The sequence below is a fragment of the Williamsia sp. Y721 genome (assembly GCF_059683565.1).
Map to the genome: position 1 here is coordinate 769,875 of NZ_JCASNH010000002.1, position 22,237 is coordinate 792,111.

Sequence of the window (22,237 nt, forward strand, 5' to 3'; positions counted from 1 at the left end):
TGTGCAGGCGGATCTGTAGCGGGCGCAGTCATCGTGACGCGCCCGCAGTCGCGACGAGGATGCCATGGTGATGTTGCGTCGCTGATTGCGTGCGTCATTCCCAAGGGGTGGTCGCCCATCCCTGTGGCGTCCCCGCCGCAGTTGTCAGGCGGGAGCGGGAGAATCCTCATCTATCTTCACAGCGCGCTCGAATGCTACGTAGCGAGCGAAGTCTGTGCCGACCCGCTTGGTAGAGGCCTCGTCAGGCTCGACGTACGCCCACGCAACGTCCGTCGGACCGTCGACAAGCGAGTAATACTCGGCCTGCCCTTTCCATGGGCAGGTGTGCGTTGTCTTGCTGACTTCCAGCACCGACCAGTCAATGGAGTCGGGGGGAAGATATGGGTTCCCCTCGATCGTCACAACGGCGCTGTTGTCGGCTGTCGCGATGATCTGATCACCAAGTGTTGCTCTCAATTGTTTTTCCTCATCAATCGAGTGCGTGTTTCAGGCCTGAACGAACTGTTGGCGGTCCACAGAAGATGGTTCGACCCACATATCGTGGGGATATCCCAAGGTGGGTGCGCTGACCCTGTCCAGCACTTCGAGGTGATGTGCCGGAATTTCGAGACTGCTGGCCGCGAGATTGGAGGTGAGTTGGCTCACGTTCCTCGGGCCGACGATGGGGATCACGCCCTTGGACATAGACCACCGGATCGCCACCTGCTCAGGCGTTGTATCGACTTCCCTCGCCACGACCTCAATAGCATCGAGGATGCTGCTCGTCGTGGAGTCATCCTCGGTGTGTAGAAACTGGCTGATCGAGCTTTGTGCTCGGCCAGTACCGCCGCGGCGGTACTTACCCGTGAGCAGCCCGCCACCAAGAGGCGAATAGCCGAGTACGCCCAGCCCGAAAGCCTCCGCCATAGGCATCAGCTCTCGGTCGGCGCTACGTTCGACCAGGCTGTACTCAGCCTGGATTGCGACTAGCGGAGCCCAACCATGTTGTTGCGCAATGGTCATCCCGGTGGCGACGCGCCAGGCAGGGAAACTGGAGAGCCCTGCGTACAAAATCTTGCCGGCTCTCGTCAGGTCGTCGAATGCACGCAGTATCTCTTCGATCGGTGTGGATGTGTCGGAAACATGCGCCCAGAGCACATCTACGCGATCGGTGCCGAGACGCCGAAGGCTGTGCTCGAGCGACTGAACCATTGCCTTTCTGCTGTTGCCGGTCAATTGCAGGCCGCTACTAGCGGAGGAACCCATGGTGTATTTGGTGGCCAGAACCACGTCCTCGCGATCGGATGCGATGATGTCGGACAAGAACTCTTCGGCTTCGCCTGCCTGGTAGTTCGAAGCGCTGTCGATGAAGTTGCCACCCGCTTCCCGATATTTGTCATACATCGCCTTGGCCTCCGGTGCATCAGCACCGTGGCCCCAGCCCGTGCCGAAGTTGCCCGTCCCTAGCGACACCTCCGAGACACGCAACCCAGATCTTCCGAGAAATCGGTATCGCATACTTTGTCCACTCCTCACTCCGATCGATGCGTGGGTGTTCCCCGCACGCATGGCGGCTTGTGCCGCACTCATGTCAATCATCGGAGCCGTCTGTCGTAGTGTCTATAATGTGCAGTCCAGTAATCGTTACCAATCGTCCGGCAGCGAGGTCGCCCTCGATATCCACGACCCGATCAGAGATGTCCTAGCGCTTGCGCGGCCGCAGACCGTGGTACCCGTCCCGCTCCACGCCAAGGCGCCATGGGGGGCTCGCTTCTCTCCGTTTCCGCACATCAAGCTGGGAGTGGTCGTCGAAGGAAATTGCTGGTTGTGTGTCGACGGTCTGGATCCGGTATTTCTGGCCGAGGGGGATTTCTATCTTCTCGGCAATCCGCCGACGTACGGTATCGGAAGTTCTGCCGAGGCAGCTCAAGCTGTCGGGTCGCCTCTTTCACTGCGCGGAAACTCGGAGGCTACCCGACTGGAAGTCGGTCAACGGGATATCACGTACACATGCAGTGTCAACTTCGAATTTCGTGAGACCGACCCGTCGATGTTGTTTGCATCGCTCCCGCCAATCGTAGTTGTCAGAGCGAATGAATCGGACGGGAAGTTGCTGTGGAATATTGCAACCCTCCTTGTGAACGAAATCGAGCTGCACAAGGCCGGACGGCCTCTTGTGCTCGACAACCTGGCACAGATCCTCTTGGTGTACATGCTCAGGGCCCACGCCGGTACGTCTCACAACCCTTTGGGATGGCTTGCAGCTGTTGGTGAAGACGGCATTGGGGCCACATTGCGTGCAATGCACGCGGATCCGAGCCGCCGCTGGTCGCTGGAAGATCTCGCCGAGGTCGCAACGATGTCGCGCTCGTCTTTCGCCGAGACTTTCAAGGCGAAGGTTGGCGCCCCGCCATTGACTTACCTGATTGAGTGGCGGATGCAGTTGGCGCGCTCGGCACTACGCACAGAGGAATCACTGTCGTCGATAGCCGCGGCCATCGGCTATCAATCAGAAAGTGCCTTCAGTACCGCTTTTAGTCGTACCGTCGGCACATCACCTCGTGCCTTCCGGAACGCGTTGCGTGCAAACCCAAAGACGGCAGCCGGAGACAGCGTGCTCCATTGAGCTCTCTGTCGCTGCAGTGGGAACCTGGGGATGCAGTGAACCTGCCAAGACAATGCCGATCTTTCTGTCTAACAATCTTTTCCGTGCCGCGGCGGGTCCGAGCAGTACACGTCATGTGGTCCGTTCAGGAGGCAGGAGAAGCGGCGTCGTCGGCCGAGTCGATCCAGGGTGTTTCCCGGGCTGGATTTGGTGGCGGATCCTATTGTGGCTGTGGTCTCGCACTTGGCTTCTCGCTGAAAGGCGGCGGCTCAAGCGTTGCTGCGATTCTCGGGGTCATACGGTATCGGGTCGCGCGAACCGGCCAAACGTCGGACGTCACATAAAGATTCGGACTCCACATTATGGACCGCACCGACTGTCTCGGCGTCTGACGCTAACCGTCGGGGTGGGAGCGTGGCGATGTGTCAGCCCGCACGTGCGCGCGCATTCCCTGCGGACCGAACAGGATGAGCAACTCGACAACACCGCCGTCGGCAGTGCCCAGCCAGTGGGGCACGGACGTGTCGAACTCGGCCGCCTCACCGGCCGGCACCACCATGTCGCGATCGCCGAGCACCAATCGCAGTCGGCCATTGAGGACATAGAGCCATTCGGATCCGTCGTGAGTCTGTGGTGTTGGTTCACTCGGGGTCGACTCGGCCGGGATGATCATCTTGAACGCCTGCACCCCTCCCGGACGCCGGGACAAAGGTACGAAGGTCATTCCGAAGCGGCGGATCGGTTTGAGATGGATCCGGGGGTCGCCGATGCGCGGTCCTCCGACGAGGTCGTCGAGCGGGACGTCGTAAGTACGCGCAAGCGGTAGGAGCAGGTCCAACGTCACCCGGCGCTGGCCATTCTCGAGACGAGACAGCGTGCTCTCCGACACGCCCGTCCTGATCGCGAGGTCGGCCAGGGTGATGCCACGATCCCGTCGCAGCGCGCGCAACCGCGGTGCCACCGAGTCGAGTACGTCGTCCGTTTCGCTGTTCATGCTTGCATCTTGCCAAAGCTGCAAGATCTCGTGCCAGTTCGTGATCGTTCCGGTGAGACTGGAGGCCCATAACGAAGGAGTCATGATGAGCGCCTCCGATGCGACATCTTTCTGGGACGGCGTCTACGCTCGCCGATTGGCAGTGAACGACCCAGAGCCCAATGTTCAACTCAAGCAAATAGTTTCGGGACTCGTGCCGGGATCGGCATTGGATCTCGGCAGCGGCAACGGTGGCGACACACTGTGGCTTGCCCGCCAGGGGTGGCGCGTAACCGCCGTGGACATCTCGGCTGTCGCGGTCGCGCGCCTTGTCCAGCTGGCGGTATCGCACGGCGTCGGTGACCGGGTCAGTGCCGAGCGACATGACCTGTACGAGTCATTCCCTCAGGGAACGTTCGATCTGATCACCGCTCACTACCTGCACACCTCGTTCGATCTCGACCGGGCGAAAGTCTTCCGCGTTGCCGCGCAAGCGTTGCGTCCAGGTGGGCGGCTCCTGGTCGTCGACCATGGCTCGACAGCGCCGTGGTCGTGGAACCAAGAACCCGGTCAGCAGTATCCGAGCCCGAGCGAGGTGGCAGCGAGTATCGATCTGGATCCGGCCGGGTGGACGGTCGAGCGAGCTGCCGCACACCGCCGGATCGCAACAGGACCGGACGGGAACAAGGCAGAGGTCACCGACCATGTCCTTCTCATCCGCTGCACGTCGTGATCTCGTCAAAACGCTTTGAAAGAAAGAAGTCAATGAACGCCGTTCGACCAACACCATTGCACCGCCCCTCTCGAGCCGCGCGCGTCGTGGCGGGCCTCGTTTTGTCCCTTCTGCTCGCGATCAGCACCGCGGCGTGCTCCGCATCGGCTGACGATGGAGTCGCACCTCACGCTGCTGTGACCCAGGGCGACCCGGAGTTCGAGAAGGCCTTCCGGCACGAGTTCGCGGACGTCGACGGCGTCCGAATGCACTACGTCACCGGTGGCAGCGGCACCCCCGTCGTGCTCATCCACGGCTGGCCGCAGACCTGGTACGGCTGGTGGGACATCATGCCCGCGCTCGCTGAGCACCACACCGTCTACGCAATCGACCTCCCCGGCCTCGGTGACAGCACCGGCTCACCGAGGGGCTATGACAAAGCGACGCTGGCCCAGTACGTGCACACACTGATCGCCGATCAATTGGGAGTGCGCGATGCCCGCGTCATAGGCCACGACATGGGTGCCGCGGTCGCATTCCAATACGCCGCCCAATTCCCTGATGACACAGCGAAACTCGGCTACCTTGATCTTCCGCTACCCGGTCCCGCGATCGACGGACAGACTTACCGCTCGTTGAGCTGGCACATCGCTTTTCACAATCAGCCACGAGTCCCTGAGGCGGTGGTCGACGACGATGTCCGCGACTACCTCGCCTTGTTCTATCCGCAGGTTTCTTTCGGGGGCTCGGCCTTCGGTGGTACCGCCGATCGATCTCCCTTCTCCGACAGCGAGATCGACGAGTACGCGCGTACCTACAGTAGGCCAGGTGTTCTGACAGGCGGCTTCGAGTTGTATCGGGCGTTGGACCGAGATGTCAGCGACACCATGGCGGCAACACCCACGCAGGTTCCCACTCTGATCATGGCCGCCCAAGGCCAGATCGACGCGATTCGGGCCACCGCGTCCGCGCGGATGAGCAACATCGTGCACGCAGTGGACGTACCGAACGCAGGCCACTGGCTCGCCGAGGAGAACCCCCAGTTCGTCACCGAGGAACTGCTCCGCTTTCTCGCCGGGTGAGAGTGATCGCGCATCCGGCCACCTGGATACTGTCAGGTGGCCGGATGGCTACCGGCCCTCCAGCTCCTGGCCGGCCAAGCTGGACCCGATGGTGTCTTGAAGCGAATCGCAAGCGGCCACCGCGCCTTGACTACGAAGCGGCGGCGTTGTCAGCTCTTCGGAAGAATGACCCGTTGGTCGTACTCTCGACTGCAGTGCGGCTTCGGTCGTAAATTGCCTGTGCGGCAACTTGTTCGGCCCGGTCACTCAGTGTCGGCGGCAGCCGCCCGGCCTCCGGTGCTACCCGTCGATCACGTCGAATTCGTTGCCCTCGGGGTCGGCGAGCGTCGCCCACCGGATACCCAGGTCGACATCGTTCAGTTTGGTTGCGCCGAGGGAGATGAGTCTGGCGATTTCGGTGTCGAAGTCGGTGGTGGTGAGGTCGAGGTGCATCCGGTTCTTCACGGATTTGCCTTCGGGGACTCGGTGGAAGCTCATCCGCGGGCGGTTCGTTCCTGGTTCGGTCGGGAGTGAGGCGTGGTCTGCGCTGGCTCCATCGGCGACGGCACATTGCAGGACTTCGCCCCAGAAGGTGGCGATTGCGTAGGCGTCGTGGGCGTCGAAGCTGACACCGAGTACGTTGCTGGACATAATATTTGGTTTCCTATCGCGAGTTCTGTCGGTTAGAGCACGGGGATCAGGGGCGTGTCGAGCGTGGTGCGGTCACCGTCGTAGCCGCCCGCGAGTGCGGCCGTCACATCTTCGTGTGGTGTCCCGAGCCGGACAGCGCTGACGTCGTCGAGGCGCTGATAGTGCTCTTCGCTCAACTCCAAGTCGAGCGAGTCGAGGTATGCCTGCAGCTGTGACAGGGAGCGTGGGCCGATGATCGGAATCAGTGCGGTGTTCGCCAGTGTGGACCGACGGCGTAGCCACGACATGGACACCTGAAGGGCGGTGCTGCCAATCTCGTCGGCGATGGCCAGCACGGCGTCGAGTACTGCCGCGTTGTGCCCTTTGTCCTCGACTCCACCGGCCTGAGCATTGAGCCGACCTGTCTCGCCGCGTCGGTATTTGCCGGTGAGTAGTCCACCCGCCAACGGTGAATAGAGCAGCGCGCCAAGGCCGTGGGCCTGGGTCATCGGCAGTAGTTCCCGCTCGGCAGATCGTTCGGCGAGGCTGTATTCGGTCTCGATGCCGATCAAGGGTGCATGATTCTTCAGTTCGGATCGTGTTGCGGCCCCGGCTATCCGCCAGGCAGGGAAGTTGGAAAGCCCGCCGTGCAGGATCTTTCCGGATCGGATCAAGTCGTCAAAGGTATCGAGGATCTCGGCGACCGGCGTGACACCGTCCGGGAAGTGCGGCATGAACACGTCTACGTAGTCCGTCTGGAGTCGGCGAAGACTGGCCTCCAGAGAGCGGATCATGGTTTTCCGGCTGTTTCCAGTTGTGCCGGGGCCGGAATGGTCTTGTCGGAGACCTGTGTATTTGGTGATCACCACGAAATCGTCTCTATCGGGACCAAGCAGTTCGCCGAGGACGGATTCGGCCCGCCCGCCCTGGTAGACGTCGGAGGAGTCGAACGTGGTGCCGCCCGCAGAGACGAAGGCGTCGAAGATCGTGCGGGAGGCATCGGGTCGGTCAAGGGTCTCGACTGCACCGAAGGTCGAGGTGCCGAGGGCATATTCAGACACCCGAAGGCCGCTGTGTCGAGAAAAGGCTTTGTAGCGCATGGTGGGCTCCAGATGGTGTTCGGTACGATCTGATCAACGTACCAAAATAAAACGAGGGGTCACTCTTTTATGCCGAAGGTCACCCAAGCGCACCTCGACGCGCGACGTCAACAGATAGTGGACGCCGCCCGCGTTCGGTTCGCCAGCCATGGGTTTGCGCGAACGTCGATGGCAGACATCGTCGCTGAGACCGGCCTGTCCAACGGGGCGATCTACCGCTACTTCCGAAGCAAAGACGAGATCGTCATTGCAGTCTGTGAACAGGCGAGTGGCGCACTTCCGGACGCACTCACCGCCGAGGCGGTGCGGGAGCTCCTCGAGCACATGCGGACAATGTCTCGAGAGACCGGCCATGCCCGACTGGTCGCCCAGATTTACGCCGAAGCCGCGCTGTCGCCGGCATTGGCGGACGTGGTTCGTGCCCAACTCGATGAGCTGCGGACGGCGATCGCTGAACTCATCCCTGACAATCACCCGGGTGATCCGGCTCAGATCGCCGAAGCTTTTGTCGCAGTTCTCGTCGGCTACAGCGAACAACTAGCTGTCCGAGGCGATGTCGGCTCTGAGCCTTTCGGCGCCGCATTGATGGCGATTCTCGAGCACGGTACGTCTTGAACCCTGAGGAGGCAATCGAACTGATGGCGGTCACTGAACCCAACCTGGTCGCCGGGTTCACCGATGTCACATTTCGTTGGTACAGCGATGTTCCCGTGGTCGTCTCGCTTCATCTGACCGGTTATCCCGGCACCACCATCCACGGTGGCATCGGACTGACGCTCACCGAGCCGGGCGTATATGCGACGACGGTCCGACTTCCGGACGACGCGTGTGTGAGTTACGGTTTCCTGATCTTCGAATCCGTTGAAGCGCAGCAAGAAATGTCGATCTATCAGGTCCTCGACAACCTTGTCTGCGACCCGAGTAATCCTGATGTGATTCGCCGTCCATTCGGTATGCTCGGCTCGTCGTCGGTGCTGGAATTGCCGGGTGCGATCAAACACCCGGCTTGGTCGGCCTCTGCTAGCGACGGTGGGACCGAGGGTGAATCGGTCTATTCCATAGTCGAATCGGGTCGGGCGCTGACGATTCTTCCCGGTGATGTGGATGGACCACTCTTGGTGATGTTCGACGGAGACCTGTGGGCCGACTCCGAATTCGGCTATCGCAGCGCAATGACCCAGCGCAACAAGGATGCAACCGGACCATCGCCGACCGCCATCCTCGTCAGCACACCCGACCGGCGCATTCTCGACAAGCGTGCGTTGATGACGCAATTGTTGACGCGGGAAGTACTTCCGGCACTCGAACGAGCCGGAATCAGATGGAAAGGGATCATCGTCGCCGGCCAAAGCTACGGTGGCCTGGCTGCGGCTGGTCTTCTCATCGACCTCCCCGACCTCGTCGACGCTGCGATCGTACAGTCGGGGTCCTTCTGGTTCGACGAAGAGAGCGAAACACGCGACTACGAGCGACCCGGGACGCTCACTCGGTCGCTCAAACGCATGGCCGGTACCCGCACTTTCACCAATCGCGTTGTGGTGCAGGTCGGAAACATCGAGGGCGCGATGGTCGATCAGTCACGGTGGTTCGCGGACGCGGCGAAGAACGCCGGAGGTGATGTGCACTTCGAAACCTACTCCGGTGGACACGATTACGCGTGGTATCGCCACGCAATCCTCGACGCGATCGACCGTCTGTGCCCATGACCGCACCGGTCACCGAGGCAGCGGTGTGAGACCGATCATCCGGCGGTCCGACGAGAAGATCCACCCGTCGTCGTACCGTTCGGTCGCACTACCCGAGAGGAATGTTTCGGGATCGGGGTCGATGGCTGTGAACGGCGCGGTCCACACCACCTTGCCGGTGCTGACGTCGAAAGCCGTCAACGCGATCCCATCGGTACCGACGATCACACTGCCGCCGGCCGCAGTCGGGTTGAAGTGTTGGGAAGTATCGTTGTGCCACAACTGTTTTCCTGTTCGCAGGTCGATACCCGTTTCCGTCTCGACTTCGCCCGACGTGTCACGGAGGTAGGCGATGTCGCCGACGACGGCTTTCGCGGTTCCGTACGCGCCCTGGCCGTTGGCTACGAGATCAACGTTGGTCCAGAGTCGATCGCCGGTGGAACGGTCGTACGCGGAATCGCCCAGCAGAATCGGGGCATCGGAGCCTGACGTGTGTTCGAGGATTGGGCTCTGCAGGGCGGAGGTCGTCGCGGTGGCGAGTACCTCTCCGTCGGGGCCTCTGAGTAGCTGCTCGGAAATGGTGTCGTAGGACTCGCAATCGGTGTTCGCCTGCGCCACAACACCACCGGATTCGAGACTCGCGGCGTACACGCAGTTGTCGCCGTTGCTCCACAGCTCGCTACCCGACTCGGCATCGAATTGCGCCATCGTGTTGCTGATCCGCACGAGGCCGACGCCGTCCGTCACAATCAGCGTGTCGGGACCGAACACGTCCTCCCATCCGCCTCCGATGTCGAAGCTTTGCGACCAGTTGGCGGAAACGTCATCGAACGTACCTGAATGGACCCGCACATCGTTCTCCTCGGGACTGCCTTCGACGATGAAGAGGGTGTCCGAGGTGGTGGTGAGACCAAAGATCGATTCCTCGATTGATCGCCTGGCCGTCTCGCCGGATCCGGTGTCATAGCTGACGAGCTCGTACCCATCATCCATTGCATAGCAATAGATCTTGCCGCCGAGCGGTTCCTCGCTGCATTGCTGGAGATCGGCGGCGGGAGCCTCCCAGCGGACGGTCCCATCGTCGGGGTCGACGCCTATCATGACGGCTTCGTCGAGGGTGTATCCGTCGTTGGGGATGCCGGCAATGGTCACCAGGGTGCCTCCCGCAAGGATGAATCCAAGGAGACCGGAGTCGTACGAGGATCCCCCGCGCGGGTCGGAGAAGTCGGCAAACGGCCGGCCGAGATACTCGGCGGCATCGAGGGACCAGGCGAGTCCGGGCGTTTGCGCGGTCGTCCCGGTGATCTTCTTGACCGATGCCTGCGTGTGGTGGTCCACCAGCACAAACCCCGCTGCGGTGAGGGTCACGACGGCAGCCGCGGCGGCAGCAACGAGTTGCCAGGTGCTCTTGTCGGGCACGTCTACAGTTCCAATCCTGGTGTGAGTGCGATGGATTCGAGCTCATTGAACGAGAGCACCTGATCGGATGTTGCCGCACTGGAACTGACTGAGATCCTCGTCCCGGCAGGTCGCGTCACGATGACCGAACTCGACATCTGCATCGTGGATTCCTCTGGCTTGTTCATCGGGGAGGCTGAATGGAAGGACCGCTCGGTCTGTACAACGGTCCCGTCAGCGAGTGTTCGCAGCGTCTTCTGGGAATCGGAACCCGGAACCGGGCGCTCTTCGACGGGAAGCGGCTGACCTCCGGCGAATGAAATCTCGAGTCCCGCATCGGGATCCGCAGTGCACAGGGTGTCGTTCCCGCCGGGTTGCAAGGGTCTCAGCTTCGGCCCGCCTAGATCGATTGTCGCGAGGATGGCGTCGAGCTTGCGTGCCTGCTCACGAGTAACGGCGGGGCCGTTGGCCTCGGAGTAGCCATAACATTCCTCCGGCGGGGCCAGGGTCCCAGGCGGAACGACAGTGCTGATACGGAGCCGCGGATCGCTGACGATACGTACCAGATCATCTGTGGTCAAGGGGATTTTGCCGCTGTGCTCCTGTTGTGTCGCTCCGGAGTTGTCGGTGGAGCTCGCGTGGATCAGCGACCCGTCCGCCACGTATGCCTGCGCCGACCGACTGAGGGTACGAACACCATTCACTTCCCACCAGGTGTCGTGCACATCGACCACCACGCCGTCAGGCAAGGTGCGACGCTCGTCGAGATACCCTGCCACACAGGATGGAATCGGCGCTGAGCCTTGCTGCACTTGGACGGTCAGGCTGCCCCTGGCATCATCGTTGACCACCGATCCCGATGCAATGGTGCTCCCTTTGGGTTCGGCGTCAGAGTCACCGAAGTCCATGATCGGTTGAAAGACGAGCGACCGTTCCGGACTCGCGAACTCGATCTCTGCACTGTCAGGCAATGTCTCGGCCACCGCGTTCGACATCGCGGTCGCCTTCGGGCCGTTGAACCAAGGAAATTTGGGGTTGTCATAGGTCTGCTCGTCGACTGAGGAGACCGAGAACGCGCTGTAGCCACCGGACTCGTCAGGTTGTTCGACGACGTCGCATCCAGGGATCTGTGCCGTCAGGTCGACAGGTTCTTCCACCATGTCGTACTCGACGGGCGCAGTGGGTTCGGCCTCTGTGGTCGACGTGGGCGGAGCCGTCGTCAATTCCGGTTCGCGCTCAGGTTGCAGAAATCCTGCCAACACGATCCCTAGCGCGAGGACGGACACGATGACCAGCGCGAAGGTCCACGCTTCCTTCCTACGCGAAGAACTCTCGTCGTCCATCGGTCTCCCCCCGATCGTGGCCGCTACAGAAGCCATGTCGTCCAGACCAGCACGTTCGTTACTCGACGCCAGATCGGCGGGTTGAAGGGCGTCAGTCGAGTAGCCGACTACACGCGCTTTGGGTGGCGTGCAATGTCAGTCTGGGAATGGAAGCCCGCCAGGCGGCGCCAGTGAACTTGCCGCACACAGAAGTGCATGGAGGACAGATGCCCGATCCCAGCCACACCTCGACCACCACTGCCCCGCCGAGGGACGTCTCCAACGCTGAACTCGTCCGGTGGTCATTGGGCCGCCTCAATGCCCAGGACATCGAAAGCCTGCGTGGTTTCTGGACCACCGACACCCTCGTGGAGTTCCCAACCGGCACGTGTCGTGGAGCCGACGTCATTGCCGCCTACTTCGAGCAGGTCTTCGCGGCCGTGCACGACTTCGACATGGAGGTCGTGTCGATCGCCGAGGCCGGCAAAGATGTTCTGGTCCACTGGCATTTGACCGGTCGTCACGTTGGTACCTTCGTCGGAGTGGCCGGAACCGGGCGGTCAATCGACTTGGAGGGTTTCGACCACTTTGTCATCGCAGATGGGAAGGTCGTCACCAACACGGTGCGCTACGACCAGATGGAGTTTGCTCGCCAGATCAAGATGATGCCGCCCGATGGATCGATCGCGGATCGCGCGATGAAGGCCGCCTTCAACGCCAAAACTCGTGTGTCGGGAATGGTTCGTCGTCGCTGACCGCGATCGCAGCAGCCTTCACCTGGGTCATGGCACTGGTTTCGGAAAGTGCTGCGGTGGAACAGGGTCGGATCGACACAGGAGTGGGCGTCGTCGCTGTATACGATGTTGACCCGCATCACCGCGATGTTGTGGTCGCCAGCGAGAACGTCCTGATCGATCAACACGTTCATCCAGACCACGCCAATTCGGGTGCGGTGGTGGTGCGAGCGGGGGTTACATTCTTGCCCCTGTGCGGATGAGCGGAATTCGATTGGCGCGGGACCTCGACGGCGCGGTGGAGTTACATCACCTCCGCTACTTTCGGATTATGTTCTGCGGGTGGTCGATTCGCAATAAGTCCAGTCTTGGGATTGACGCCTGACATTGGGAAGTAACCCGACTAGACGAGCTGGAGCTCGTCCTGACACAGTTAGTTCGCGAGAAACGTTCGACTTCGCCGCATCGGAATTGATAAAATTGTTCGGATGACTGGGCGGTGGCCATTGACCGGCCGTGCTGAGGAGCTCGAAACGATCAGTGCGGCGATGCGGCGTGCGCGTGGTGGTGGGGTGGTTCTGGCCGGGTCACCTGGCGTCGGCAAGACGAGGCTGGCAGACGAGCTTCTGACCATGTCAGAGCGGCGGCAGATCGTTCGCCGGGTAGTTGCCACCGAGTCCGCACGATCTCTCCCGCTAGGTGCCTTCGCCGAGTGGTTGCCGACTGACACGTCCGACTCCATGCATGCTGCCCGTGCTGTGATCGAGGTCTTGGTGGGGCGGAACCGAGGCCCGTCGGTCGTGGTCGGGGTGGACGATGCGCACCTCCTCGATGACCTGTCTGCCTTCGTGGTACATCAACTTGTGTCGCGGCGACTTGCCACGGTGGTCCTCACCATCAGAAGTGGCAAATTAGCGCCGGACGCTGTTTCCTCCTTGTGGAAAGACGGATACCTAGACCGGTTTGATGTGCAACCGCTGTCGAGAGCAGAAACGATCCGCCTTCTTGAATCCGTGTTGGGTGGTTCGCTTGATCCCAGTGCTGCTCAACAGATGTGGCGAATTACATGCGGGAATGTTCTCTATCTACGTCACTTGGTTGAGCAGGAAGTCGATGGGGGACGCTTGCGCCTGACCTCTGGTGGATGGAGTTGGGAGGGGGGTATCACTGTCGCCGCGAGTGTGAGCGACTTGATCGTCAGCGAGATGGGCACGTTACCTCCGGACATGGTCGACTTGATCGACATCCTGGCCGTTGCTGAGCCACTGAACATCGCGCTGCTGATTCGCCTGGTGGATGCCGAGGTAGTGGAACAGGCCGAAGAGCGTGGTCTCGCCACTATAGAACATGGGCAGTCAGGCGACGCCGTGCGACTTTCGCACCCAATGTATGGAGAGGTCCGTCGCGCTCGCGCCGGCACCTTGCGGCTACGACGCATACGAGGGCGGATTGCGGAACTCCTGGAAAGCTCTGAGGACAGCGGGTTCGATGACATCCTGCGGTTTGCGTTGTTGATGTTGGAGTCGGACCGAAAACCTGATCCCGCGATCAGTTTGGAGGCCGCAACTGAAGCGATACTGGTTTCGGACTATCATCTCGCCGAGCGCTTTTCGCGCTCGGCTGGAACAGGCTATGACGCCAAAATGGTCCACTTGCTCGCATTGATGCAACTCTGGCGAGCGGAGGATGTTGAGAATGAGGTCGTACATTTCGAATCGTCGGATTTGAGTGACGATCAACGTGCACATCTCGCAGTCCTCCGCGCGCTCAATCTTCTTCTGATGCTCGGCCGCCCGACGGAAGCGCGCGCGGTGCTGGATGGCGCCGTAGTCCAGGGCAATAGCGCCGAGGCAGAGGGAGCGCTAACTGCGGTTCATGCGCTTCTCCATGCGACGCAGGCCCGGCCGGGCGAGGCAATCGAGACTGCAAACGCCGCGCTGGTGTTACCGCAACCATTCGCGTCGAACGGGATCGTGGCGTTGTGCGGGCTTCTCACAGGCCTCGGGGATCGCGGCCGGATGAGTGAAATGCGCAGTGCTGCAATGCGTGGCTACGAGATCGGCCAACATTATTGGCTTGCGGCATCACTGCGTTTCTATCTCGCGGATCTGCACATACGGTATCTGCTCTACGCGGGGTACACCGCGGAGTTGGAGGAGGTGATCGGCCGGATCTCCGGTCAATTCGTGGATGTACCTGGCAATGTGCAGGTCTGGACGGCCACCTACCGGGCGCACGCGGCACTCGGTAGAGGTCGTCTGGATTCAGCGCGAAGGTTATTCGGACAGGTCCTTGCGGGTCGGCAGGCGAGCGGAGGCTGGGAGTACCGGTACCAACATGAACTGGCTCAGACGTTGGCAATGTTAGGGGAGAGTTCTGATGCGATAGAGATGCTGAGGAGCTGCACAGAGGAGTTCCCGCAGTCGTCGGTGGTCGCGGCGCCGCAGTTCCTATTGTCTGAAGCTTGGGTGACCGCCTCGGCTGGGATGGTCACCGAGGCAATCGGAATTGCGCGTTCTGCTGGGGAATTGGCGCGTAAAAGCACTCAGATCGCACCCGAGGTGGTTTGCCTGCAAACCGCGACCCAATTCGGCGACGCTACTACCGCCGAGCGGTTGGCGGAATTGGCAACGCTGGTCGAAGGGCCGCGAGCGCCCATCGCTGCCGCGTACGCGGCAGCGATGGGCGCCGACGATGCTGAGGCCCTGAACGCTATATCCGTACGCTTCGAGGAGATGGGCGACCGGGTGGCGGCGGCAGATGCCGCAGCCCAAGCTGGCACAGTCTTCGTCCGGGTAAACCGACGAGGATCGGCGACCATTTGTCTCGAACGCGCGCGACGACTGGCAAGCGAGTGCGGTGGCGCGAACACACCTGCGCTGCGTCATGCGGGAGCTCCACCGAACCTGACTTCGCGGCAACGAGAGATCATCCACCTCGTGAATGAGGGTTTCACGAACAAACAGATCGCAGACCGCGTGCACCTGTCAGTCCGAACGGTCGAGGGACACCTCTACCGCGCCGGGATCAAGACCGGCGCAGGCAGCCGGATTGAGCTGGGCCACACCCTGAGGGGTGATTGATCGAATCAGGATCTGTTCTGATCCAGCCGCATGCGAGGGCTGGCAGCTACCGTCCCGCAGTCTCGTTCGAAACCGATTGGAGCTCAACCGAACCACATGTGGAGCAATGACCTTCGACGATTCACACTGACGACGCCGGATTGGGCGACCCCAACCGGTTGATGCCCGGTGTGTCGTAGGTTGTTGCGATCAGCAAGGCGCATGTGGTTATCAAGACTGACGCTGACTCCGAGATCAAACCTGTTCTGCAGGCGGTGAATGCCTCCAAGTTACTTGCACCGCTCGTGCGGACTGCCGGATTGGCAGGTCGGTTCCGACGGCGTCCTGGGGATATTTCCTGATCGTCGGAAATGTCTGGTGGCTGGGTTTGCGAAGCAGGTGCGACCCCAGCTCTACCGGTGCAGACTCGATTCAGGCAGACGACAGGAGTTCGGCAGCGCATATGGACGTGATCAACGAATTCATCAGCGCTCAGGCCAGCGCGCTATGGGTGTATCCGGTGCTGTTCGCGTTGTGCGTCATCGACGGGTTCTTTCCGCCGCTACCGAGCGAATCGGTCTTGACGACCCTGGCGTCGTTGTCCGGATCCACGGGCCGGCCATATCTATGGTTGATCATCCTCCTTGCTGCCTTGGGCGCGATCATCGGCGACAACATCGCCTACACGATCGGCCGACGGGTCGGCGTGGATCGCTTCTCGTGGATGCGCAAACCCAAGGTGCGTGAGGCCCTCGGCAGGGCGCGTCACGGGCTCGACAAGCGCGGCGCGGTGATCATACTGACGGCCCGATATGTTCCGGTTGGTCGCGTTGCTGCCAATATGACCGCAGGTGCGACGCACTACCCCCGGAAGAAGTTTGTGCCCCTGAGCATCATCGCGGGTACCACGTGGGCGTTGTATTCGGGGCTGATGGGCCGGTTTGTCGGTGACCTTTTTGACAAACAGCCGCTGCTCGGTGCGGTCGTGTCGATCTGCGTCGCGTTGGCGGTGGGCGTGGTCCTTGATCGCGTGATCAGGAAGATTCGCCAGTGGCGCAATCCTGAACCCACCGAATCCGATGTCGAGCACCCCCACAAAGGCTCCGGCTGACCCGAACAGGGCCCAGATGGAACATGGCCCGGTTTCGATGCGTGGTACTCGCGGAGTGTCCCGTTGAGCTGAATTTATGTGGTCCCCGCCACATCCTGGTTCCTAGTCTCGGTTCATCCGAGGAAGGGATCCGGAAAATTGCAGTCTCTCGCCTGCCATACCTGTGACGCTCGCGTGTCCATCGCGAAGTACAGCCCCGCTCACACGAGCCTTCAATGGACCGCCGAGGCCTCCCAGACGTGCCGGGAGATGGCCGCGGCCGCTTCCGTCGATTCCGGTGGCTATCTGCTGCGCTGTGAAGCCCTCGACCGCACGGTCGACGAAGCAGTGAAAGAAGGCAAGATTCCGATGACCACGCGATCTGAGCCGCCGGTCTTGCCCCTTGCCGCAGAAGAAGTCTTCACCCGCCTCCGGTGACCACCGTTCCCGTTCTGCCTGTTTGACCTCCCTACACACCCCATTTGGAGAACCTCATGACCGTCGAGCAAGAACGTATCGAGATCCGAAACATCGACACCGGCACCAATCCGACACGTTTCGCGCGTGGCTGGCATTGCATCGGATTGGCAAAAGACTTCCGAGACGGAAAGCCACACCAGGTCAAGGTCTTTGGTACTGATCTGGTCGTATTCGCCGACTCCACCGGCAAGATCAACGTGCTCGACGCCTTCTGTCGACACATGGGTGGCAACCTCGCCCGGGGTGAGATCAAGGGTGACGCGATCGCCTGCCCGTTCCACGACTGGCGCTGGAACGGCAAGGGCCGTTGCGAGTCGGTTCCTTACGCTCGTCGCACCCCCAAGGTTGCCCGGACGAAGACCTGGACCACGATGGAACGCAACGGCGTTCTGATGGTCTGGAACTGCCCGCAGGGTTCCGAACCGCCTGCAGAGCTGTCGATTCCGGAGATCGAGGGCTACGAGGACGGACAGTGGAGCGACTGGACGTGGACGACGATCCACGTCGAGGGATCACACTGTCGTGAGATCGTCGACAACGTCGTCGACATGGCCCACTTCTTCTACGTGCACTACCAGATGCCGGAATACTTCAAGAACGTCTTCGACGGACACGTGGCCGGACAGCACATGCGCTCGTACGGCCGTGACGACATCAAGACCGGTGTGCAGATGGATCTCCCTGAGGCGCAGACGATCTCAGACGCCTTCTACTACGGCCCCTCATTCATGCTCGACACGATCTACACCGTCGCCGATGGCTCCACCATCGAGTCCAAGCTGATCAACTGCCACTACCCGGTCACCTCGAACTCGTTTGTCCTTCAGTTCGGCACCATCGTCAAGAAGATCGACGGGATGACCGACCAGCAGATGGCCGACATGGCAACGCTGTTCACCGACGGTCTCGAAGAGCAGTTCGGGCAGGACATCGAGATCTGGAAGCACAAGACGCGTATCGAGAACCCGCTCCTCACCGAGGAGGACGGGCCCGTGTATCAGCTCCGTAGGTGGTACAGCCAGTTCTACGTCGACATCGAAGATGTCACCCCAGACATGACCGAGCGCTTCGAGTTCGAGGTCGACACCACTCGTGCACTGGAGAACTGGCACAAAGAAGTCGAGGAAAACCTCGCAGCTCCCCAGGAGTGATGCCACGCCTGTCGGCCCTGCCACCGGATGGTGGCATGGCCGACAGGTCAGTTGACGCGGTGGCGCATCCCGTCGACGAACACGGTGATCACGGTGCGGGCGAGATCGGCCAAGGTCTGCTCGGGGCTCGGCCGAAACCAGCGTGAGGCGTGCCAGAACGAGTCGTAGAGAAGTTCTTGAAAGACCTTGGGGTCGATGTCGGTGCGCAGGTCACCGGCGGCAACGCCTTCGGTGATGGCATCACGCCAAGCAACCTCCATGGTGTCGGCGGTCGCCGCCATATCGGCCTCGACCACGCGTTCACGCATGTACTCGCCTTCACGTCGCCAGATCGACGTGGCGCCGTGGTACTGCTCGCTGGTCTCGAGCGCGATCACACCGAGCGCCACCAGGCGCTCGACAGGCGGTAGCTCGCGCGCCAGTACGTCATTGCATCGTGCCGACAGATCTTCGATGTACTCGCGGATGAGCTCGGTGACGATTGCTTCCTTGGAGGGGAAGTAGTGGTACAGCGCGCCCGAATAGACACCCACCGCTTCGGCGATCTCGCGAATGGTGGTTGCGGACACACCTTTTCGAGCGAAGATCTCGGCCGAGCGGTCGAGTATCAGCTTCCTGCGTTCTTGCGGATCCACGGTGGTACCCCTGTCGGATTCGGGCGTCGGGTGCCCATGGCGCTGATTGTGCCATAGCCATTGATCAAACGATCAATGGCTCCGGTTGTCCAAGTGTTCTGAAGGAGTATGCATGACTACTTCTACTGGTGGTCGTCCTTTACAGCCGGCCGTATTGGACGGCCAAACCGCCATCGTCACCGGTGCCGGGCAGGGGATCGGGCGTGGCATCGCTCTTGCGTTGGCAGCGGCCGGAGCGCAGGTGGCGGTGGTCGGCCGCACGGAAGCCACCATCGGTGCCGTGTCGGAGGAGATCATCTCCCGCGGCGGTCGAGCGGCGGCGTTTGTCTGCGATGTGACCGACGGTGGCGCAATCGAAGCACTGGTGCCTGCGGTCGCCGAAGAGTTCGGTGGAATCACGTTGCTGGTCAACAACGCTCAGAGTCCGGCACCGGGATTGCTGCTGGACATCGACGAGGCGACGTATCGAGAGGGCATGGAATCCGGTCCGACCGCGACGTGGCTCATGATGCGGGCCTGCCATCGATATCTGAAGGGTGGCGGTTCGATCGTCAACCTTGGATCAGCGGCCGGTATTCGGTGGAATCCTTCCGGTACCGGTGCCTACGCGGCGGCGAAAGAGGCGGTGCGGGTGTTGACCCGGACCGCGGCGTGCGAATGGGCGTCCGACGGAATCCGTGTCAATGCGCTTCTGCCGCTGGCCAATTCCCAGACGATGGAACAGTGGGCGCAGCACGAACCCGAAGCTGCCGCGGAATATCTCCGCACGGTCCCGCTCGGGCGGTTGGGGGATCCAGAGGACGACATCGGTCCTGCCGCGGTGTTCCTGTGCAGCGACGCCGCCCGATACATCACCGGTCATACCCTGGCCGTCGACGGCGGGCAGGCGCTCGTTCGCTGACGGCGTGTGGCCGGGCCGCTCATCCGGCTTGTCGTACAGATCCGTTCTCGCCCAGGGCCTGCCAGATTGCCCGCGCTGCTGCCCGAACGGGAGTCGCCAGGGTGACGGTGTCGACTCTGTTGACGGGCCCGGTGACCGACAGGGCGCCCACGCAGGTCCGGGCGTTGCCGATCGGGGCGGCCACGCACGCAACGCCGGGCACCGAATCTTCGCGTTCGTGTGCCACGTTGCGCTGCCGAATGTGGGCGATCTCGTGGCGTAGCCCGACGCTGGTGCCCGCCGCCTTCAAGGACGCCACTGCCGATCGATTGCGCATCGGATCAACGCCGGAGTGTGCGATGAGCGCTTTGCCCAGTGCGGTGCGCAGAGCGGGTTGCCGCCCACCGATCCGGGACGGGAGTGCAACCGGGCCACAGCCGACTTTGTCGAGGTAGCGGACGTCATTGCCGTCGAGGACCGCGAGGTGAACGACGAGCCCGGTGGTGGCGTGAAGTTCATGCAGAACCGGGTGCGCGGCCCGGTGCAGGCTGTCTTGCTGTTGGGCGAGCGCGCCCCACTCGAACATCGTGCGGCTCAGAACGTACGACTGCCCGCGCCTGCTCACCCAGCCGAATTCGACCAGTTGGGACAGCAGCCTGTGAGCCGACGAGCGCGGTAGGCCTGTGCGACAGGACAACTGGGACAAGGTGAGCTCGTTACCGTCACGGAACTCATCGAGCAGACCTGCCACACGGTCGATGACAGCCGGGGAAAAGTCGTCGCCGTTTCTCACGTAAACCTCCATCGGTCAGCAGGCCGGGGCTGTGGCCTACAAGCGCGTGGCAATCGTATTGATCAAGCGCTCAATCAATGTGGATATGACGATAGCAGGACTGTGACGTGGGTCAAACTGAATTGGTGATGTGCGTCTCCACCCATGCGCTTTCGGGTGCGGATTTGTGACGCGCGGGGCTCAGATGGAGAGCGTCGAGGCCACCAGGTCGGCGGCCCGGGTCAGGTCGCGGACGGCACCTTCCGGTGTTCGTCCGACCCGTCCGGTCAAAGAAAGCGCGGCGATCTCGCCGTGGTGCGCATCGAAGGCGACGGCAACACTATGCACTTGCTCGCCCCCGATACCGTCGAAGATGCGTTCTTCAGCGGCGGGCTCACGGCCGTCGCGGTAGGCCAAGAGGGCGACGCCCTCGGTGGTTTCGTGTGCGGGCCGGCGTTGCCCGACATGGGTGGGAAGGGCGCTCGCCGCCCATCTGCCGCCGATCTTTTCGAGGTAGAGCAGATCGTCGCCCTCGAGAACTGCCAGGTGAACTGCCATTCGGGTGTGCTTGTGCAGTTGGTACATGCTCGCGCGGGCGGCCTGGTGGATCCGGTCATGACGCTGCGCCAGGGATCCGAGTTCGGTCAGCTTCGGGCCCAGGTGATAGCTGGTTCCACTGCGACTTATCCAGCCGACCTCTACGAGTTGCAAGAGCATTCGGTGGGTCGACGATCGCGGAAACCCGGTGCGTTCGGCCAGTTCGGTGAGCGTCAAGCTGTCGGATTCTCGAAACGGCTCGAGCAGCAGAAGTACTCGCCCCATCACGGTCTGGGGTCGTTCGTGGTCTGTGGGGGGCAAGGGCGCTCCGAGGCAAGAGGTACTCATTGATTGATCGGACAATCAATGACGGATGGTACTGCAACGCTGTTTGAGCGGCGAAAGGGTTCTTCGCTCTCAGGTGGGCGGATGAACGCAGAGAAGCACCGCGACGAGTGTCCCGGTGCTTCTCTGTTGAATGGGTTCTGACCTGCGGTGAGAGGGGGTCAGCCGGCTGTCGGGACGAAGGCTTTCAGCGGCTCGGAGCCGGACTGATCATGGCCCCAGTAGGCGTCGGCGGTGATCTCCTCGGACGTGTAGAACCGTTCGTCGACGAGCATGCCTTCGGTACCGAACTCGAGATCCCAGCCGCCCGGAGCCCGGACGTAGAAGGAGATCATCTTGTCGTTGGTGTGGCGACCCAGCGTCGACGAGATCGAGAACTTTTGCAGGTTGACCCGATCGAGCGCCTGGCCGACTGCGTCAAGGGTGTCGACCTCGGTCATCAGGTGTACCAGGCCAGGCGCTTCGGTCGGCGGGGCCGGACACAGCGCGAGGCTGTGGTGGCGCTGGTTGATGCCGAGGAATCGCACCCGGGCCAATCCCTCCTCGTCGAGCCGGATCGAGCCGCGGGGCAGGAATCCGAGTACCTGCGTGTAGAACTCGTACGACTCGGCGAACTTCGCGGTCGGCAGCACCACGTGGCCGAGGCCGTGTCCGCCGGTCACCCAGCGGCCGGCAAACGGCGTCACCACCGGGCTGTGGTCGAGAACGGGACCGTAGAACACTTCGAGGCGGGTTCCGGCCGGGTCGTCGAACGCGATGACCTGTTCGGCATCGAGATACGAACTCTCCTTGCGCGACAACATCTCAACGGTGCGCCCGGACTTCTCGACGGCCTGCTGTACCCGCTCGAGTGCGAACTCGTCACGCACCTCCCAGCCGACGGCCAGTGCCTTGTCGGAATCGCCGGGGAGCACCGAGATGCGCGAACGCCGTTCGTCGACTCGGGCATACAGCGCGTCCGGCTCGGGGCCGCTGCCGACGGCCATGCCGAGGCCGTCGATGAGCAGTTCGCGCCAGCGCGCCAGGTCCTGCGTCTGGATTCTGAGGTAACCGAGACCCCGAAGTTCTGTCATGGCTTCCGTCCTT

Annotated in this window: 22 protein-coding genes; 11 read left to right on the top strand and 11 right to left on the bottom strand. The window is 61.8% G+C overall.

Annotated elements, in window-relative coordinates:
- Positions 1-144: 144 nt before the first annotated feature.
- Entirely contained in the window at positions 145-456 is a 312-nt protein-coding gene (locus AC56PL_RS12340) for a DUF427 domain-containing protein (RefSeq protein WP_497153987.1), read from the bottom strand.
- 30 nt (positions 457-486) lie between these two features.
- Positions 487-1,452 carry an aldo/keto reductase gene (locus AC56PL_RS12345; RefSeq protein ID WP_497153988.1) on the bottom strand — a complete coding sequence of 322 codons (966 nt, stop codon included), beginning with the start codon at positions 1,450-1,452 and terminating at the stop codon, positions 487-489.
- Positions 1,453-1,606: 154 nt separating this feature from the next.
- On the opposite strand from AC56PL_RS12345, the gene AC56PL_RS12350 reads away from it, so the two are divergent.
- The gene (locus AC56PL_RS12350) at positions 1,607-2,605 is read left to right on the top strand and encodes an AraC family transcriptional regulator (protein ID WP_497153989.1); all 999 of its coding nucleotides are present in this window, start codon (positions 1,607-1,609) and stop codon (positions 2,603-2,605) included.
- A 373-nt stretch (positions 2,606-2,978) separates the two neighbouring features.
- Here AC56PL_RS12350 and AC56PL_RS12355 read toward each other — a convergent pair whose 3' ends face one another.
- The gene (locus AC56PL_RS12355) at positions 2,979-3,578 is read right to left on the bottom strand and encodes a helix-turn-helix domain-containing protein (protein WP_497153990.1); all 600 of its coding nucleotides are present in this window, start codon (positions 3,576-3,578) and stop codon (positions 2,979-2,981) included.
- Positions 3,579-3,663: 85 nt separating this feature from the next.
- Between AC56PL_RS12355 and AC56PL_RS12360 the strand changes: the two genes are divergently transcribed.
- The gene (locus tag AC56PL_RS12360; protein ID WP_497153991.1) at positions 3,664-4,290 is read left to right on the top strand and encodes a class I SAM-dependent methyltransferase; all 627 of its coding nucleotides are present in this window, start codon (positions 3,664-3,666) and stop codon (positions 4,288-4,290) included.
- Positions 4,291-4,376: 86 nt separating this feature from the next.
- A complete protein-coding gene (locus AC56PL_RS12365) occupies positions 4,377-5,351 on the top strand; it encodes an alpha/beta fold hydrolase (RefSeq protein WP_497153992.1) in 975 nt (324 codons plus the stop codon).
- 279 nt (positions 5,352-5,630) lie between these two features.
- Here AC56PL_RS12365 and AC56PL_RS12370 read toward each other — a convergent pair whose 3' ends face one another.
- Both AC56PL_RS12370 and AC56PL_RS12375 read right to left on the bottom strand, forming a co-directional pair.
- Positions 5,631-5,981, bottom strand: a complete 351-nt coding sequence (locus AC56PL_RS12370) for a VOC family protein (protein WP_497153993.1) — start codon at positions 5,979-5,981, stop codon at positions 5,631-5,633.
- Between the two features lie 32 nt (positions 5,982-6,013).
- Complete coding sequence (locus tag AC56PL_RS12375; protein ID WP_497153994.1) at positions 6,014-7,021, bottom strand: aldo/keto reductase; 1,008 nt, start codon at positions 7,019-7,021, stop codon at positions 6,014-6,016.
- A gap of 108 nt (positions 7,022-7,129) precedes the next feature.
- Here AC56PL_RS12375 and AC56PL_RS12380 point away from each other — a divergent pair, with 108 nt between their 5' ends.
- The gene (locus tag AC56PL_RS12380; protein WP_497153995.1) at positions 7,130-7,675 is read left to right on the top strand and encodes a TetR/AcrR family transcriptional regulator; all 546 of its coding nucleotides are present in this window, start codon (positions 7,130-7,132) and stop codon (positions 7,673-7,675) included.
- Positions 7,676-7,698: 23 nt separating this feature from the next.
- Positions 7,699-8,766, top strand: coding sequence for an alpha/beta hydrolase-fold protein (locus tag AC56PL_RS12385; RefSeq protein ID WP_497153996.1), 1,068 nt, complete (start codon positions 7,699-7,701; stop codon positions 8,764-8,766).
- A gap of 9 nt (positions 8,767-8,775) precedes the next feature.
- Here the strand turns inward: AC56PL_RS12385 and AC56PL_RS12390 are convergent, their stop codons facing one another.
- Both AC56PL_RS12390 and AC56PL_RS12395 read right to left on the bottom strand, forming a co-directional pair.
- A complete protein-coding gene (locus AC56PL_RS12390) occupies positions 8,776-10,164 on the bottom strand; it encodes an outer membrane protein assembly factor BamB family protein (RefSeq protein ID WP_497153997.1) in 1,389 nt (462 codons plus the stop codon).
- A 2-nt stretch (positions 10,165-10,166) separates the two neighbouring features.
- Positions 10,167-11,486, bottom strand: a complete 1,320-nt coding sequence (locus AC56PL_RS12395; protein WP_497153998.1) for a hypothetical protein — start codon at positions 11,484-11,486, stop codon at positions 10,167-10,169.
- A gap of 206 nt (positions 11,487-11,692) precedes the next feature.
- Here AC56PL_RS12395 and AC56PL_RS12400 point away from each other — a divergent pair, with 206 nt between their 5' ends.
- The 5 genes from AC56PL_RS12400 (at position 11,693) to AC56PL_RS12420 (ending at position 17,982) form a co-directional block, all read left to right on the top strand.
- On the top strand, positions 11,693-12,220 hold the full coding sequence (locus tag AC56PL_RS12400; protein WP_497153999.1) for an ester cyclase: 528 nt from the start codon (positions 11,693-11,695) through the stop codon (positions 12,218-12,220).
- A gap of 467 nt (positions 12,221-12,687) precedes the next feature.
- Entirely contained in the window at positions 12,688-15,282 is a 2,595-nt protein-coding gene (locus AC56PL_RS12405; RefSeq protein WP_497154000.1) for a helix-turn-helix transcriptional regulator, read from the top strand.
- A 442-nt stretch (positions 15,283-15,724) separates the two neighbouring features.
- Complete coding sequence (locus AC56PL_RS12410) at positions 15,725-16,372, top strand: DedA family protein (protein WP_497154001.1); 648 nt, start codon at positions 15,725-15,727, stop codon at positions 16,370-16,372.
- Positions 16,373-16,546: 174 nt separating this feature from the next.
- The gene (locus AC56PL_RS12415) at positions 16,547-16,789 is read left to right on the top strand and encodes a hypothetical protein (protein WP_497154002.1); all 243 of its coding nucleotides are present in this window, start codon (positions 16,547-16,549) and stop codon (positions 16,787-16,789) included.
- Positions 16,790-16,845: 56 nt separating this feature from the next.
- Positions 16,846-17,982: a Rieske 2Fe-2S domain-containing protein gene (locus AC56PL_RS12420; RefSeq protein WP_495513981.1), complete on the top strand. Its 1,137-nt coding sequence runs from the start codon at positions 16,846-16,848 to the stop codon at positions 17,980-17,982.
- Positions 17,983-18,029: 47 nt separating this feature from the next.
- Here the strand turns inward: AC56PL_RS12420 and AC56PL_RS12425 are convergent, their stop codons facing one another.
- Positions 18,030-18,617, bottom strand: coding sequence for a TetR/AcrR family transcriptional regulator (locus tag AC56PL_RS12425; protein ID WP_497154003.1), 588 nt, complete (start codon positions 18,615-18,617; stop codon positions 18,030-18,032).
- Positions 18,618-18,729: 112 nt separating this feature from the next.
- Here AC56PL_RS12425 and AC56PL_RS12430 point away from each other — a divergent pair, with 112 nt between their 5' ends.
- Positions 18,730-19,518: an SDR family oxidoreductase gene (locus AC56PL_RS12430; protein ID WP_495513983.1), complete on the top strand. Its 789-nt coding sequence runs from the start codon at positions 18,730-18,732 to the stop codon at positions 19,516-19,518.
- Positions 19,519-19,537: 19 nt separating this feature from the next.
- Here the strand turns inward: AC56PL_RS12430 and AC56PL_RS12435 are convergent, their stop codons facing one another.
- From AC56PL_RS12435 to bphC, 3 genes are all read right to left on the bottom strand, one after another.
- The gene (locus tag AC56PL_RS12435) at positions 19,538-20,290 is read right to left on the bottom strand and encodes an IclR family transcriptional regulator domain-containing protein (RefSeq protein ID WP_495513984.1); all 753 of its coding nucleotides are present in this window, start codon (positions 20,288-20,290) and stop codon (positions 19,538-19,540) included.
- A 180-nt stretch (positions 20,291-20,470) separates the two neighbouring features.
- Positions 20,471-21,127, bottom strand: coding sequence for an IclR family transcriptional regulator (locus AC56PL_RS12440; protein WP_497154004.1), 657 nt, complete (start codon positions 21,125-21,127; stop codon positions 20,471-20,473).
- Between the two features lie 185 nt (positions 21,128-21,312).
- Positions 21,313-22,224: a biphenyl-2,3-diol 1,2-dioxygenase gene (bphC, locus tag AC56PL_RS12445; protein ID WP_497154005.1), complete on the bottom strand. Its 912-nt coding sequence runs from the start codon at positions 22,222-22,224 to the stop codon at positions 21,313-21,315.
- Positions 22,225-22,237: the final 13 nt, after the last annotated feature.